General features: G+C 68.3%; 7 protein-coding genes. All 7 read right to left on the bottom strand.

What is annotated here, in order from left to right:
• Window positions 1-77: 77 nt before the first annotated feature.
• Window positions 78-2,321, bottom strand: coding sequence for a methyl-accepting chemotaxis protein (locus tag CEK69_RS12310; RefSeq protein ID WP_152245882.1), 2,244 nt, complete (start codon window positions 2,319-2,321; stop codon window positions 78-80).
• Window positions 2,322-2,666: 345 nt separating this feature from the next.
• Window positions 2,667-4,895 (bottom strand): methyl-accepting chemotaxis protein, encoded by a 2,229-nt coding sequence (locus CEK69_RS12305; RefSeq protein WP_152245880.1) that lies wholly within the window; start codon window positions 4,893-4,895, stop codon window positions 2,667-2,669.
• A 248-nt stretch (window positions 4,896-5,143) separates the two neighbouring features.
• Window positions 5,144-7,513: a methyl-accepting chemotaxis protein gene (locus CEK69_RS12300; RefSeq protein WP_193313974.1), complete on the bottom strand. Its 2,370-nt coding sequence runs from the start codon at window positions 7,511-7,513 to the stop codon at window positions 5,144-5,146.
• A gap of 13 nt (window positions 7,514-7,526) precedes the next feature.
• The gene (locus CEK69_RS12295; RefSeq protein ID WP_152245878.1) at window positions 7,527-8,297 is read right to left on the bottom strand and encodes a transporter; all 771 of its coding nucleotides are present in this window, start codon (window positions 8,295-8,297) and stop codon (window positions 7,527-7,529) included.
• Between the two features lie 237 nt (window positions 8,298-8,534).
• Complete coding sequence (locus CEK69_RS12290; protein ID WP_152245876.1) at window positions 8,535-11,183, bottom strand: methyl-accepting chemotaxis protein; 2,649 nt, start codon at window positions 11,181-11,183, stop codon at window positions 8,535-8,537.
• Between the two features lie 384 nt (window positions 11,184-11,567).
• Window positions 11,568-13,811 carry a methyl-accepting chemotaxis protein gene (locus CEK69_RS12285; RefSeq protein ID WP_152245874.1) on the bottom strand — a complete coding sequence of 748 codons (2,244 nt, stop codon included), beginning with the start codon at window positions 13,809-13,811 and terminating at the stop codon, window positions 11,568-11,570.
• Window positions 13,812-14,277: 466 nt separating this feature from the next.
• A partial coding sequence (locus tag CEK69_RS12280; protein WP_226975148.1) for a methyl-accepting chemotaxis protein occupies window positions 14,278-15,028 on the bottom strand: 751 nt, incomplete at its 5' end.

The raw sequence follows: 15,028 nt of genomic DNA, 5'->3' as shown, positions 1-15,028 counted from the left end.
GATCAGGCAGGGGATGGCGGAATGTGCCGCTGGTGCAGGCGAGGTGGCCAGGCCGTGTGCGCCTGGCCACCGTGGCCTCAGAACTCCCGCCAGGCGTCGCCGTTGCTGGCGGCGGCCACGACCGGACGGCGTGCCGCCGGTTGCGGCGCCGCGCCGGCCTTGCTCGCAACCCGCGCCGCCGGCTTCGCCGGTACCGCGCGGACCGCGGCCGGCGGCGCGATCGTGGCGACACGGTCGATCTTGAACAGCGCGACTGCATCGCTGAGCTGCACCGCCTGTTCTTCCATCGAACGCGCGGCGGCGGTGGCTTCTTCGACCAGCGCGGCATTCTGCTGAGTGGTCTCGTCCATCTGGGTGACGGTCTGGTTGACCTGCTCGATGCCGGCGGACTGCTCCTGCGAGGCCGCCGAGATCTCGCTCATGATGTCGGTGACACGCTGCACCGAGGCCACGATCTCGCTCATGGTGCGGCCGGCCTGATCGACCAGCGCCGAGCCGGTGGCGACACGGCCGACCGAGTCGTCGATCAGCGTCTTGATCTCCTTGGCGGCGTTGGCCGAACGCTGGGCGAGGGTGCGCACTTCGCTGGCGACCACCGCGAAGCCGCGGCCCTGTTCGCCGGCACGGGCCGCTTCCACCGCCGCGTTGAGCGCCAGGATGTTGGTCTGGAAGGCGATCCCGTCGATGACCGAGATGATGTCGGCGATCCTCTTCGACGAGGCCTCGATGCCGCTCATGGTCTCGACGACCTGGCCGACCACACTGCCGCCTTGCGAGGCGACCGCCGCCGCACCCACTGCCAACTGGTTGGCCTGGCGGGCGTGTTCGGCGTTCTGCTTCACCGTGGAGGTCAGCTCCTCCATCGACGCGGCGGTTTCTTCCAGGCTCGCCGCCTGCTGCTCGGTGCGGCGCGACAGGTCGTCGTTGCCGGCGGCGATTTCGGTGGCAGCGGCATTGATGCTGACCGCCGCGGTCTGGATGCGGCCGACGATGCCGGTCAACTGGTCGACGGTGGCGTTGGCGTCGTCGCGCATGGTGGCGAACACGCCGTGGAACTCGCCTTCCATGCGCGCGGTGAGGTCGCCGGCGGCGATGGCCTGCAGCAAGGCCGACAGCTTGCCCAGGTTGTGGTCGCTGACCTCCATCATCGCGTTGAGATCCTGCACCATCAGTCGGAAGTCGTGCTGGAAGTGCGCGGCATCGCCGCGGGCGCTGAAGTCGCCGGCGGCGGCCGCCGCCGCCAGGCGCTTGATCTCGGTATTGATCGCCAGCAGGCTGGCCTTGGCCGCATCCATCGATTCGTGCAGCACCGCGCGGCTGCCGGGCAAGCGCCGGGCGTCGCGGCGCAGGTCGCCATTGGCGTATTCGTTGAGCACGCCGATGGCGTCGACGATGGCGTCCAGGTGCTCGAACATCATGGTGTTGATGCCCTTGCTCAGCTCGCCGTAGACGCCCGGGAAGTCCTGCGGCATGCGGTGGGACATGTCCTTGTCGGCATGCAGTTCGATCATCAACGCGGTTTCGCTGGAGAAGCGCTGCAATTGGGTCTGCATGCGGCCCATCGCGACCAGCAGGCGGCCGGGTTCGTCGCGCGCATCGGTGCTCACGTCGTTGTCCAGACGGCCGTCGGCGATGGCTTCGGCGGCACGGGTGGCGCGGCTCAGCGGCCCGGTGAGGCTGCGGGTGATCGTCCAGCCCAGCAGGCCGCTGACCAGCAGGACCGCAAGGCCGCCGGAAATGAGGATGACGCGGCCCCGCGCCATCGCTTCCGAGGAGACAGCATAGGCGTCCCGGCTCAAGCGCCGCTGCAGATCGGCATTGGCGCGGATCGCCGCCTGCTGCTTCTCCATCGCCACCGCGGCATCGCCCAGCAGCAATGCCTGTGCCTGGGCGTTCAGGTCCTTCTCGCCCAGCGCCAGCACCTGGTTGTTGAGTTGCACCGACTGCGCCCGCGTGCGCTCGATCATGGCCATGGCCTGGCGTTCGGCCGGGGTCGCCGGCATCGCCGACAATGCATCGTGCGCGGCCTTGTAGCGCGCCCGGTTGCGCTGCACGATGTCGATCATCTTCTGGTTGGCCGCATCGCCATCCACGATGGTGATGGACAGCAGCCCGATCTGCACATTGGTGTTGGCGTCCAGCATCTCGTTGGAGAGGCGGACCTTTTCCATGTTGCCGTTGACGATGCTGTCCAGTTCGCGATGCGCCCTGGCCATGGTCAGCAGCCCCATGGCGACCAGCACGCCGGACAACAGGATGAGGATGCCGAACGCCATGCCCAGGCGCCGACCGACGTTGTAGCGTTGCAGAAGTGCGTTCATAGCCGACCTTTGGGGACAGAAGGAGTCGGGTCGCACGCGCTGGCAGGCCAGCGTTGCGGCGCCTCGTGGCGATGCGCTGCCACCCCATGGATATCGACATGGCGGCCAGGAATTGAGCGGTGTGCGGATCCTTGTTGGCAGGCGGTTAGGAAGCTGTCTGCCTTCCGACGCGTGTTGGTCGGCGAAGGCAAAATCCGACGTGGTTCCGACATGCGCCGGCGTGTAATGCGCCAAGCTATGGTTCGCGTATTGCAGGAATGCGCAGCTGCGTAAGGGCTGCGCTGCGAACGCCGGGCGTTACCGCCGGGACCGGTCGCCATGCCGGCGGCATGGCGACCGTACGACTCAGAACTCCTGCCAGTCGCCGCCGGCCGCGACCGCGGTGCGCTTGGCGGGCTGCCGCTGCGGACGCGCCGTCACCTTGGCCGCACGCGGCGCGTTGACCGTGGCATGCGGCGCCGTCGCCGCACGCACGCCGACGTTGTCGATCTTGAACAACGCCACGGTGTCGCTGAGCTGGCCGGCTTGTTCCTCCATCGAGCGTGCTGCTGCGGTGGCTTCTTCCACCAATGCGGCGTTCTGCTGAGTGGCCTCGTCCATCTGGGTGACGGTCTGGTTGACCTGCTCGATCCCCGATGCCTGCTCCTGCGAGGCCGCCGAGATCTCGCCCATGATGTCGGTGACGCGCTGCACCGAGGCCACGATCTCGCTCATGGTGCGGCCGGCCTGATCGACCAGCGCCGAGCCCTCGGCCACGCGCGTGACCGAGTCGTCGATCAGCGACTTGATCTCCTTGGCGGCGCCGGCCGAGCGTTGTGCCAGGGTGCGCACTTCGCTGGCGACCACGGCGAAGCCGCGGCCCTGGTCGCCGGCGCGCGCCGCTTCCACCGCCGCGTTCAAGGCCAGGATATTGGTCTGGAAGGCGATGCCGTCGATGACCGAGATGATGTCGGCGATCTTCTTCGACGAGGCCTCGATCCCGCTCATGGTCTGAACAACCTGGCCGACCACGTTGCCGCCCTGTGAGGCCACAGAAGCCGCGCCCACCGCCAACTGGTTGGCCTGACGCGCGTGCTCGGCGTTCTGCTTGACCGTGGAGGTCAGTTCCTCCATCGATGCGGCGGTTTCCTCGAGGCTCGCCGCCTGTTGCTCGGTGCGGCGCGACAGGTCGTCGTTGCCGGCGGCGATCTCGGTCGAGGCCGCGTTGATGCTGACCGCCGCGGTCTGGATGCGACCGACGATGCCGGTCAGCTGTTCGACGGTGGCGTTGGCGTCGTCGCGCATCCGCGCGAACACGCCGTGGAACTCGCCATCCATGCGCGCGGTGAGATCCCCGGCGGCGATGGATTGCAACAGGGCCGACAGCTTGCCCAGGTTGTGGTCGCTGACCTCCATCATCGCGTTGAGGTCCTGCACCATCAGCTGGAAATCGTGCTGGAAGTGCGCCGCATCGCCGCGGGCGCTGAAGTCGCCGGCGGCGGCGGCCGCGGCCAGGCGCTTGATCTCGGTGTTGATCGCCAGCAGGCTGGCCTTGGCCGCGTCCATCGATTCGTGCAGGACCGCGCGGCTGCCGGGCAGGCGGCGGGCGTCGCGGCGCAGGTCGCCGTTGGCGTATTCGTTGAGCACGCCGATGGCATCGACGATGGCGTCCAGGTGCTCGAACATCATGGTGTTGATGCCCTTGCTCAGCTCGCCGTACACGCCCGGGAAATCCAGCGGCATGCGGTGGCTGATGTCCTTGTCGGCATGCAGTTCGATCATCAACGCCGTCTCGCCGGAGAAGCGCTGCAACTGTCGCTGCATCGCGTCCATCGCCAGCAGCAGGCGGCCCGGCTCGTCGCGAGCGTCGGTAGTGACGTCGTTGTCCAGGCGGCCGCTGGCGATGGCCTCGGCGGCACGCGTGGCGCGGTTCAGCGGCATGGTCAGGCTGCGGGTGATCGCCCAGGCCAGGAAGACGCTGACGACCAGGACGGCCACTCCACCTGCGATGAGCATGTTGCGGCCGCGCGCCATGGCGCGCGTTGCCGTGGCGTAGGCGTCGTGCGTCTGCTGTTCCTGCAAGGCGACGTTCTGGCGGATTTTCGCTTGCCACGCCAGCGTGGCCGGGCGCGAACGCTCGCTCAGCAGTGTCTGCGCCTCGGCGTTGCGCCCGGCGTTCGCCAGGTCGATCACCTGATTGTTGAGGGTGCGCGCGATATCGCGCGCCGCATCGATGTCGGCGCGCAATTTGACCACGCTTGCACTGGTTGCGGGAAACTTTTCCAGTTCGTTGCGCAGGTCGCTATAGCGTTGGCGCTTATCCTTGATCTCGGCGAGCGCCTGCTGGTTGAGATCCTCGCTGGTCACCATGGACAGTGTGCCGAGTGCGACCAGGATGTTTGAGTTGGCATCGAGCATGCCGTTGCTGATCCGCATCTTCTCGACGTTGACCTTGACGATGCTGTCCAGTTCATGGCGCGCGCCTGCCATGGATAAAAGGCCGGCCGCGACAAGCAGGCAGGACAGCAGGATCAGCAGGCCGAAGGCACCGCCGAGGCGGCGTCCCACGTTGTAGCGTTGCAGAAAGGCATTCATGTCGACCTCTTCGTTGACGGTGTCCCTGGGGCGTCCAGGTCCTTGTCCCTACAGACTCCGGCTGCGTTCACGTGACCGGAGGGGTGGGCGTGGCGGTCAGAAAAGTGAAGAAAGGAAACCCAATGTCGTGCCGTACAACATGCCGCCATCGCTCGAGGGTGATATCGGCGTGACGGCGTAGTTCTCGATGCGTCGTTGGTCGTAAGACGCTTCCCGACGCTGTCTGATTCATTTCCCTACACTTCTCCTCAAGCGGTGAGCGGCTGCCACTGGGTGCCGATCGCGTCGGCGAGGGCCTGCGCGTTCGGCTGGGACGCCTGCGTGGCATGCGACGTTGCAGCAGTGGCCGAATGGCCGGCCACCACCGCGGCGACGAAGGCTGGGGCAGGGGCGGCACGCGTGGCATGCTGTTCCAGCCGGAACACCGCCACCGCCTCGCTCAGCTGCGCCGCCTGGTCCTCCATCGACCGCGCCGCCGCCGTGGCTTCTTCGACCAGGGCAGCGTTCTGCTGGGTGCTCTCGTCCATCTGCGTGACGGTGCGGTTGACCTGCTCGATGCCGGCGGACTGCTCCTGCGAGGCGGCGGAAATCTCGCCCATGATGTCGGTGACGCGGCCCACCGAGGCCACGATCTCCTGCATGGTCTGGCCGGCGCGCTGTACCAGCTCGGCGCCGGTGGCGACGCGGCCGACCGAGTCGTCGATCAGACCCTTGATCTCCTTGGCGGCGTTGGCCGAGCGTTGCGCCAGCACCCGTACCTCGCTGGCCACGACCGCGAAACCGCGGCCCTGTTCGCCGGCGCGTGCGGCTTCCACCGCGGCGTTGAGCGCCAGGATGTTGGTCTGGAAGGCGATGCCGTCGATCACCGAAATGATGTCGGCGATCTTCTTCGACGCGGTTTCGATGCCGCTCATGGTGTCCACCACCTGGCCGACCACCGCGCCGCCTTGCGAGGCGACCGCCGCGGCGCCGGCGGCGAGCTGGTTGGCCTGGCGCGCGTGCTCGGCGTTCTGCTTGACCGTGGCGGTCAGCTCTTCCATCGAGGCGGCGGTTTCCTCCAGGCTGGCGGCCTGCTGTTCGGTGCGCTGCGACAGGTCGCTGTTGCCCTGGGCGATTTCGGTGGCGGCGCTGTGGATGTCGCCGGCGGCGCGCTGGATGCGGCCGACGATGTCGGCCAGGCGCTCGGCGGTGCCGTTGGCGTCGTCGCGCATGGTGGCGAAGATGCCGTGGAACTCGCCGTGCATGCGCGCGCCGAGGTCGCCGTCGGCCAGCGCGCTGAGCAGCCGCGAGACCTCGGCGATGCTGATCGCGTTGGCGTCGAGCAGGCCGTTGAGTTGCTGCGCCAGCATCAGGAAGAAGCCCTGCTTGCCGGTGCGGTCGATGCGCTGCGACAGGTCGCCGGCGGCGGCGCTGCGCACCACCGCGGCCACTTCCGCTTCGACACGGGTCTCGGCGGTGCGGTCGCGCCATTCGCAGACGAAGCCCAGGTGCGCGCCCTCGGCATTGCGGATGGCGGAAATCTCCTGGGCGATGCAGACCTCGCGGTAGCGCACCTCGCGCTGCGCCGCGCCCTGCCGATCCAGCCGCTGGTAGATCTCCGCGTCCTGCGAATTGCCGACTTCCAGCAGCGCCACCGATTGGCCCAGCAGGGGCGCAGAGCGGTCGAACGCCGGCGCGCAGGCGCGGATGTCCTCGGCGTGGGTCTGCAGCAGGGTCTGCAGCGCGGTGTTGGCGTAGATGATGGTCAGGTCGGGATCGGCGATGTACATGCCAGTGGACGCGTTGTCCAGGGCGGTGCGGATGCGCAGGTTCTCCGCGGCGACGCTGCGCTCGCGTTCGATGCGCTCGCGCAGTTCGCGCTGCATCCGCGCCAGCGCCGCCATCAGGCTGCGCCCGTGCCTGGCCGCCACCGGGATGGGCTGGTCCAGGCGGCCCTCGGCGATGTGCTGGGCCGCGTCCATCGCCACCCGCGGCTCGCCGCCGAGCAATTGCGCGACCGAGCGCAGGATCCAGGCCGCGGCCGCGGCCAGGCACAGCACGGCCACCAGCACCGCGCCGGCCTGCTGCCAGGTGGCGCGCTGGCTCTGCTGTTCGGCGGCTTTGCGGCTCTGCTCGTTCAGCGCCAGGATGCTGTCGCTGATCGTGTCCATCTCGGCTTCCAGCCGCGTGAACTGCGCGGTGAAGTCGGCATAGGCGGCACTGCTGTCGCCCTGCGACTCGGCCAGCGTCACCACCTTGTCGGCGGCGGCGATGTAGCGCTGCAACGCCGGTCCCGCCGCATCCAGTTGCGCGCGCAGGGTGCCGTCCAGCGGCAGCTTCTGGTTGTCGTCCAGCGCCTTGCGGAACTCGCCGGCGTGTTCGCCCAGCGCCGCGCGCGCCGCCTTGACCCCGTCCGCATCCTGGTGCGCCGCCGCCAGCAGCGCAGCGGTGACGTCGCCACGCAGCGCGTCGTGCATCATGTCGGCCTGCATGTGGTTGCGCAGCGCGTCCGAGGACACGACCTGCGCGGCGACCGAGCGCAGCAGCCCCTGCTGCGCGCCGTAGCCGACCCCGCCCAGCGCGAGCAGGGCGAGCACCGCCACCAGCACCAGGATCCCGAGCATATGCATGATTTTCATCGGTGTGGCCCGATCAGAAACGGAAGGACAGGCCCGCGCCGAGCGCGTGGTCCGGCGAACGGTCGTTGAGGCCGCGGCTGTACACCACGTCCAGCTGCACGTCCTGGGTGAGCAGCCAGGCCGAGCCGATGTCGAGCAGGGCGATGGTGCCGCCGTCGTCGGCATGCGCGATCTGCGGCAGGGCCAGCTCCACGAACGAGCGGGTGCGGTCGTTCCAGGCCTTGCCCAGCACCACGCCGAAGATGCCGGCGGTGTAGCGATGTCCGCCGTCGCCTTCGTCGCGGATCACGCCCGGCATCATGCCCAGGGACACGCTGTCGCTGAGTTCCCATTCGGCCACCAGGCGGAACGAGGGGCGTGCGCCGCTGCCGCGCACGTTGCGCGCGCCGCTGGGCAGGTCCACGTGCAGCAGCCAGGCCAGCGAGGCGCCGCCGATCTCGCTGGCCAGGTGGTGCTTGAGGCCCAGCGAGATGTCGGAGAAGCCGGAGACGTCGCCGCCGACGGGGACGTCGATGGTCTGCCAGCCGTCGGTCTCCAGGCGCAGTTCCCAGGTCGGGCCGATGCCGTAGCGGAACAGCGTGGGCGTGGCATAGCCGTCGACATCGCCGTCGCGTTCCCAGGCCACGCTGGTTTCCACCTGCAGGCAGCGGTCGCCGACGGTGAGGCTGGATTCGACGAAGTCCGGGCGATCGGTGGCGATCGGCTCGGCCTCGGCATGGACATGGCCTGCGAGGCTGGCGAGGCCGCACAAGGTCAGACAGGTGGCGATGACGCGTCGCTTCATGGCGGCTCCCGTGGCGGTTCGGTTGGAACCGTGGATCCGGGCGCAGTGCGGCCGGCGCCGGGGCGCGCGTCGCGGCGCCCATGGCATGGCAGTTCCACTTTCTATATCGACCCTGAATACACTTTCTTTACGAGCGTGACGCGCTAAGCGTTCTGTGGACGTCGTCACCCGGTGCCCGGCAGCCGCACCGCGAGACGCACAGCGCGCCTCGCGGTGGCAGCGGGGCGCTGCAGCGGCTCAGAACTCCTGCCACTGCCCGTCGTCGGTCGACGTGGTCGCGCGCGGGACCGCCCGCAACGGCGCCGCTGCCGGTCGCCTTGGTTTTGCCGCCGGGGCAGCAGAGGCTGGCGGAGCGGGGCGGCGCACAGGCGCCGGCGCGGCGCTCGCCACCGCGGCGCTGGTGTCCAGCTTGAACAGCGCCACGGCCTGGTTGAGCTGGCCGGCCTGGTCTTCCATCGAACGCGCGGCGGCCGTGGCTTCCTCGACCAGCGCGGCGTTCTGCTGGGTGGCCTCGTCCATCTGGGTGATGGTCTGGTTGACCTGCTCGATGCCGGCGGACTGCTCCTGCGAGGCCGCGGAGATCTCGCCCATGATGTCGGTGACGCGCTGCACCGAGGCGACGATCTCCTGCATGGTGGTGCCGGCCTGTTCGACCAGGGCCGACCCCTCGGCGACACGCTCGACCGAATCGTCGATCAAGGTCTTGATCTCCTTGGCCGCGTTCGAGGAACGCTGGGCCAGGGTACGTACCTCGCTGGCGACGACGGCGAAACCGCGGCCCTGCTCGCCGGCACGCGCGGCTTCCACCGCGGCGTTGAGCGCAAGGATGTTGGTCTGGAAGGCGATGCCGTCGATGACACTGATGATGTCGGCGATCTTCCGCGACGAGGCCTCGATGCCGTTCATCTTTTCCGAGACCTGGCTGGCCAGCGCGCCGCCCTGCGAGGCGACCGAGGCGGCGCCCGCGGCGAGCTGGTTGGCCTGGCGGGCGTGCTCGGCATTCTGCTTGACCGTGGAGGTCAGCTCCTCCATCGATGCAGCGGTCTCTTCCAGGCTGGCCGCCTGCTGTTCGGTGCGGCGCGACAGGTCGTCGTTGCCGGCGGCGATCTCGGCCGCGGCGCCGTTGATGCTGACCGCGGCGGTCTGGATCCGCGCGACGATGGCGGCCAGCTGTTCGGTGGTGGCATTGGCGTCGTCGCGCATGGTCGCGAACACGCCCTGGAACTGGCCGTGCATGCGCGCGGTCAGGTCGCCGGCGGCGATCGCTTTCAACAGCGTGGACAGCGCCTGCAGGTTGCCATCGGCGGTGGCCATCAACTGGTTGAGGCTCTCGACCATCAGGCGGAAGTCGTACTGGAAGCGCTCGGCGTCGCCACGCACGCTGAAATCGCCGGCGGCGGCGGCGCCGGCCAGGTGCTTGATCTCGGTGTTCATCGCGGTGAGGTTGCGCTTGACCGTGTCCATGGTTTCGGTCAGCACCGCCTTTTCGCCGGGCAGCCGATCCATGTCCTCGGACAGGTCGCCGATGGCGTAGCGGCCCATGATCTGCGCCAGGCGCATCTTGACCGCGATATGCGAGGCGGCCAGGGCGTTGCTGTCGTGGACCATGCGCCCGTAGTCGCCGGGGAAGGCCGCTTCGTCCATGCGGTAGCTGATCTGGCCGGCGTCGTGGCGCTGGGCCATCTCCTTCTGTGCGTCGAGTACCGCGCGCAGCTGCTGCTGCATGCGTTGCAGCGATCCCAGCAGCTGCCCCAATTCGTCGTTGCGCGCGTATTGGATGCGGCTGTCCAGGCGGCCGGCGGCGACCGCGCTGGAGACTTCCACCGCACTGGCCAGCGGCTTGACCACCAGCCGCCGCAGCAGCAGGTAGAGGCCGCCGCTGAGCAGCAGCGCGGCGCACAGGCCGACCGCCACGATGGTCCACAGCAGGCTGCGCGCCTGCGCCATCAGCACCGCCTTCGGCACCGCCACGCCCAGCGCGAAGCGCTCCTGGGCCTGGCCGATCTGCAGCGGCACATACACTTCCACGTCGGTGGCGCCGGTCTGCGGATCGACGCTGTCGCGGCCGACGGTCTTGCCCTGGGCGATCTCGGCCAGCAAGGCGCGGGTGGCCGGATCCTGCAGCTTCTTGCCGACCAGTGCCGGATCGCGGTCGGCGACGATGGCGCCGCCCGGCGAGAGCAGGCGGACGTGGCCGGCACCGAGCGGGCGCAGCTTGGCGACGCGCTGCTGCAGCGTGGCCAGGCCGAAATCGGTGGTGACCACGCCCAGGAACTTGCCGTCTTCCAGGATCGGCGTGCTGACCGTGGTCATCAGCACCTTCTTGCCGGCGATCTCGTAATCGTAGGGTTCGGCGACGGTCGGCCGCAGCAGCTTGCGCGGATTCAGATACCAGTCGCCGGCGCCGGCCACGTCGTAGTCGCGCAGCGGATCGCGCACCAGTTTCCCGTTCTGCCAGGACCAGTACACCATGTAGCGGCCGCTGGCGTCATGGCCTGCGCTGTTGACGTAGTCCGCGTCCTTGCCGTCCAGCGCCTGCGGTTCCCATAGCGTGCCCATGCCGGTCCAGTCCGGATGCTGCTGCAGTTCGCGGCGCAGGCTGTCGCTGAACAACTCGCGGGCCTTGTCGTGGCCGCGCTGGGCGAGCAGGGCATTGGCCAGCGCCTGGTTGGAGACCGCGGAGGCGCCGATGGTGTTGCCGATGCGCTCCGATTCCAGGCGCGCGGTGTCGGTCATGCCGACCTTGGCGGAGGCGAGCAGGGCGGAACTGCTGCGGGCGTAGATGATGGCGGCGGTAATGCCGAAGCACAGCAGGGCGATCGCGGCCACGCCGAGCATCAGGCGGGTGGCGACACTGCTCGGGCGAGTGGAGGACGTCGTGGACATCGCGGTCGTCTCGATGGAGAGGAGGGAAAGATCGCGCTGTCGTGGACCGGAGCCTGTTGCCTGCGGGCACAGCAGACCGGAGCGGAGACGTGCGCGACCTTCCGGTTATCGGCACGGCGTCCCAGAAATGTAGGGCGTGTTTGTGGTGCAACGCCACACGCGCCCCGGCACCGGCCCTGCGGCCGGAACCGGATGCTCTGTCGGTCGCGGTGGACGGCAACCGCATCGCGATCGGTCCCCGATCACGGCATGTCGAGCGTCGGTCGCGGCGCCGTGACGCACGACCAAGGCGGCTCGGCGGCCGACAGGACGATGACAACGAAAAAGCCCCGGGAGCGATCGCTCCCGGGGCCGTCGACGCGGACCGGCGGCGACGGCGCGTGCTCAGAACTCCTGCCAGCTGTCGTCGCCCGCCGCGACCGCGACCGGCCGGGCCGATTGCCGGACCGGACGGGCGGCGGGCTTGGCAGCCGGCTTGGCCGCCGTCCGGGCGGCCGGGCGGCTCGGTGCGCTGGGGACAGCCGGATGGCCGAGCGGGGCGCTGCTCGCCTCGATCTTGAACACCGCCACGGCCTGGCTCAGCTGGCCGGCCTGTTCTTCCATCGAACGCGCGGCGGCGGTGGCTTCTTCGACCAGCGCGGCGTTCTGCTGGGTGGTTTCGTCCATCTGGGTGACGGTCTGGTTGACCTGCTCGATGCCGGCGGACTGTTCCTGCGAGGCTGCGGCGATCTCGCCCATGATGTCGGTCACGCGCTGCACCGAGGTCACGATCTCCTGCATGGTCTTGCCCGCCTGGTCGACCAGCGCCGAGCCCTGGGCGACACGGCCGACGGAGTCGTCGATCAGACCCTTGATCTCCTTGGCGGCGTTGGCCGAGCGCTGGGCGAGGGTGCGCACTTCGCTGGCGACCACGGCGAAGCCACGGCCCTGTTCGCCGGCACGCGCCGCTTCCACCGCCGCATTCAAGGCAAGAATGTTGGTCTGGAAGGCGATGCCGTCGATGACGCTGATGATGTCGGCGATCTTCTTCGAGGACGCCTCGATCCCGCTCATGGTCTCGACCACCTGGCCGACCACCGCGCCGCCCTGCGAGGCAACCGTGGCTGCACCGGTGGCGAGCTGGTTGGCCTGGCGGGCGTGCTCGGCGTTCTGCTTGACGGTGGAGGTCAGTTCCTCCATCGACGCGGCGGTTTCTTCGAGGCTGGCGGCCTGCTGCTCGGTCCGGCGCGACAGATCGTCGTTGCCGGCGGCGATCTCGCTGGCGGCGCCGTTGATGCTGACTGCCGCGGTCTGGATCCGCGCGACGATCGCCGCGAGCTGTTCGGCGGTGGCGTTGGCATCGTCGCGCATGGTGGCGAACACGCCCTGGAACTGGCCGTGCATGCGCGCGGTCAGGTCGCCGGCGGCGATGGACTGCAGCAGTGCCGACAACGCCTGCAGGTTGCCGTCGGCGGTGGCCATCAACTGGTTGAGGCTCTCCACCATCAGGCGGAAGTCGTACTGGAAGCGCTCGGTATCCCCACGCACGCTGAAGTCGCCTGCGGCCGCCGCGCCGGCCAGGTGCTTGATCTCGGTGTTCATCGCGGTCAGGTTGTGCTTGACCGTGTCCATGGTTTCGGTGAGCACGGCCTTTTCGCCGGGCAGGCGGTCCATGTCCTCGGACAGGTCGCCGATCGCGTAACGGCCCATGATCTGCGCCAGGCGCATCTTGACCGCGATATGCGAGGCGGCCAGCGCGTTGCTGTCGCGGACCATGCGCCCGTAGTCGCCCGGGAACACGGTTTCGTCCATGCGGTAGCTGATCTGGCCGGCGTCGTGGCGCTGGGCCATCTCCGCCTGCGCGGCGAGCACCGCCTGCAACTGGCTCTGCATCTTGTCCATGCTCAGCAGCAGCACGCCGGCCTCGTCCTTGCTGCGCAGGTCGATCGCATTGTCGAGCTTGCCGCGGGCGATGGCGTCGGCCACGCCGATCGCGGTGCCCAGGCGCTTGAGCAACTGGCGGCGGATCACGATCGCCATGCCGACCGCGGCCACGATCACCAGCAGGTTGCCCAGCAGCACCGCCCACTTGTTCTGCGCGCGCACGGCGGTCAGGGTCTCGGTGCGCTTGGCCAGCAGGCCGCGCTCCTCGTTGCTGAAGTCGCCCAGCAGGCCGCGGATCTCCTGCATCGCCTTGCGATCGCGGGCCTGGCTGAACTCGGCGGCGATCTGCGCGGGATCGTTGGACTGCGCGCGCAATGCGGTGATCTGCTTCTCCACGCCGGCGAGGTTGTCGAACGCGGCATGCAGCTTTTCCAACCGCGCCTGCTGGCGCGGATTGTCCGCCGTCAGGCGCTTGGCTTCGGCATAGTTCTTGTCGAATGCGGCCAGGCCGTTGGTGAACGGCTGCAGGTGGTCCTTGTTACCCGACAGCAGATAGCCACGCGCACCGGTCTCGACGTTGAGGGCATCGATTTCCATCATGTCGCCGGTGCCCATCACCTTGTAGGTGTGGTCGTTCATGTCGGCGGCGTTGTTGAGCGAAGAGAGGCTGCTCAGGCTGATCGAGCCGATGATCACCGTGATCAGCACGATGATCGCGAAACTGAGCGCGAGTCTGGCGGAAAGACTGAGATTCTTGAGCGTCATCGTCGTGGTCCTGGTGGAAAGGTGAAGCGTTGGGGATGGCGTACCCCTTGCCTGAGTCGATGTCCGCGGGGGCGCTGGGTGGTGCCTATCTATTTCGTCTGCGAATAGAAAACATGAAATTGATAGTTTTTGTAGATTTAATAGATGTTTACGATTGAAATTCAATCGGCTATTTGGCGTTTCTTTGCTCCAGTCGCCTTGTGACAACTCTTGTTCAAATTTGTAGACAATTTGTGTGTGCTCCCGCCGTATCGGCGTGTGCGCTCTGTTCTTTAAGGCCGGATGGTGCGGATTTAGATGCGCTTCACGTTGACTTCACTCCGACAGGGATTGGCGTCGCGCTTTTTCCGGGCGCCACGCCCGTCGATTCGCCTCCAGCCGTGTGGAATGACTCAAAAAAAGAGCCCGGGAGCTGGCGCTCCCGGGCTTCGTTACCCGCGTCAGTGGGATGCGCGGTGAAGCGCGATCAGAACTCCTGCCAGTCGTTGCCGCCCGCAACCACGTCTGTGGTCTTGGCTGCAGCAACGGCCACCGGCCGGCGTGCGACCGCTGTCGGTGCAGGCATCTTGGCCGGTCGCTTGGCGCCGACGCTGGCGAGCGCGGCCGGCGGCGCGGCGCGGCGCGGTGCCGTCGGCGCCTGCTGGTCGATCTTGAACAGGGCCACGGCCTGGCTGAGCTGGCCGGCCTGGTCCTCCATCGACCGCGCGGCGGCGGTGGCCTCTTCCACCAAGGCGGCGTTCTGCTGGGTGGCTTCGTCCATCTGCATCACGGTCTGGTTGACCTGCTCGATGCCGGCGGACTGCTCCTGCGAGGCGGCGGAGATCTCGCCCATGATGTCGGTGACGCGCTGCACCGAGGCCACGATCTCATGCATGGTCTTGCCGGCTTGGTCGACCAGTGCCGAGCCCTGGGCGACGCGGCCGACCGAGTCGTCGATCAGGTCCTTGATCTCCTTGGCCGCACTGGACGAGCGCTGGGCGAGGGTGCGCACTTCGCTGGCGACCACGGCGAAGCCGCGGCCCTGCTCGCCGGCACGCGCCGCTTCCACCGCCGCATTCAAGGCCAGGATATTGGTCTGGAAGGCGATGCCGTCGATGACGCTGATGATGTCGGCGATCTTGCGCGAGGAGGCCTCGATGCCGCTCATGGTCTCGACCACCTGACCGACCACCGTGCCACCCTGCGAGGCGACCGACGCGGCGCCGGTGGCGAGCTGG

Source organism: Xanthomonas sp. LMG 12462 (assembly GCF_009192885.1).
Taxonomy (GTDB): domain Bacteria; phylum Pseudomonadota; class Gammaproteobacteria; order Xanthomonadales; family Xanthomonadaceae; genus Xanthomonas_A; species Xanthomonas_A sontii.
This window is presented reverse-complemented; position numbering and strand designations above follow the sequence as displayed.

Excerpts from the sequence above, each read along its gene's own strand:
- CEK69_RS12310 (WP_152245882.1), bottom strand. The coding sequence starts at position 2,321 with ATGAACGCACTTCTGCAACGCTACAACGTCGGTCGGCGCCTGGGCATG.
- CEK69_RS12305 (WP_152245880.1), bottom strand. The coding sequence starts at position 4,895 with ATGAATGCCTTTCTGCAACGCTACAACGTGGGACGCCGCCTCGGCGGT.
- CEK69_RS12300 (WP_193313974.1), bottom strand. The coding sequence starts at position 7,513 with ATGAAAATCATGCATATGCTCGGGATCCTGGTGCTGGTGGCGGTGCTC.
- CEK69_RS12295 (WP_152245878.1), bottom strand. The coding sequence starts at position 8,297 with ATGAAGCGACGCGTCATCGCCACCTGTCTGACCTTGTGCGGCCTCGCC.
- CEK69_RS12290 (WP_152245876.1), bottom strand. The coding sequence starts at position 11,183 with ATGTCCACGACGTCCTCCACTCGCCCGAGCAGTGTCGCCACCCGCCTG.
- CEK69_RS12285 (WP_152245874.1), bottom strand. The coding sequence starts at position 13,811 with ATGACGCTCAAGAATCTCAGTCTTTCCGCCAGACTCGCGCTCAGTTTC.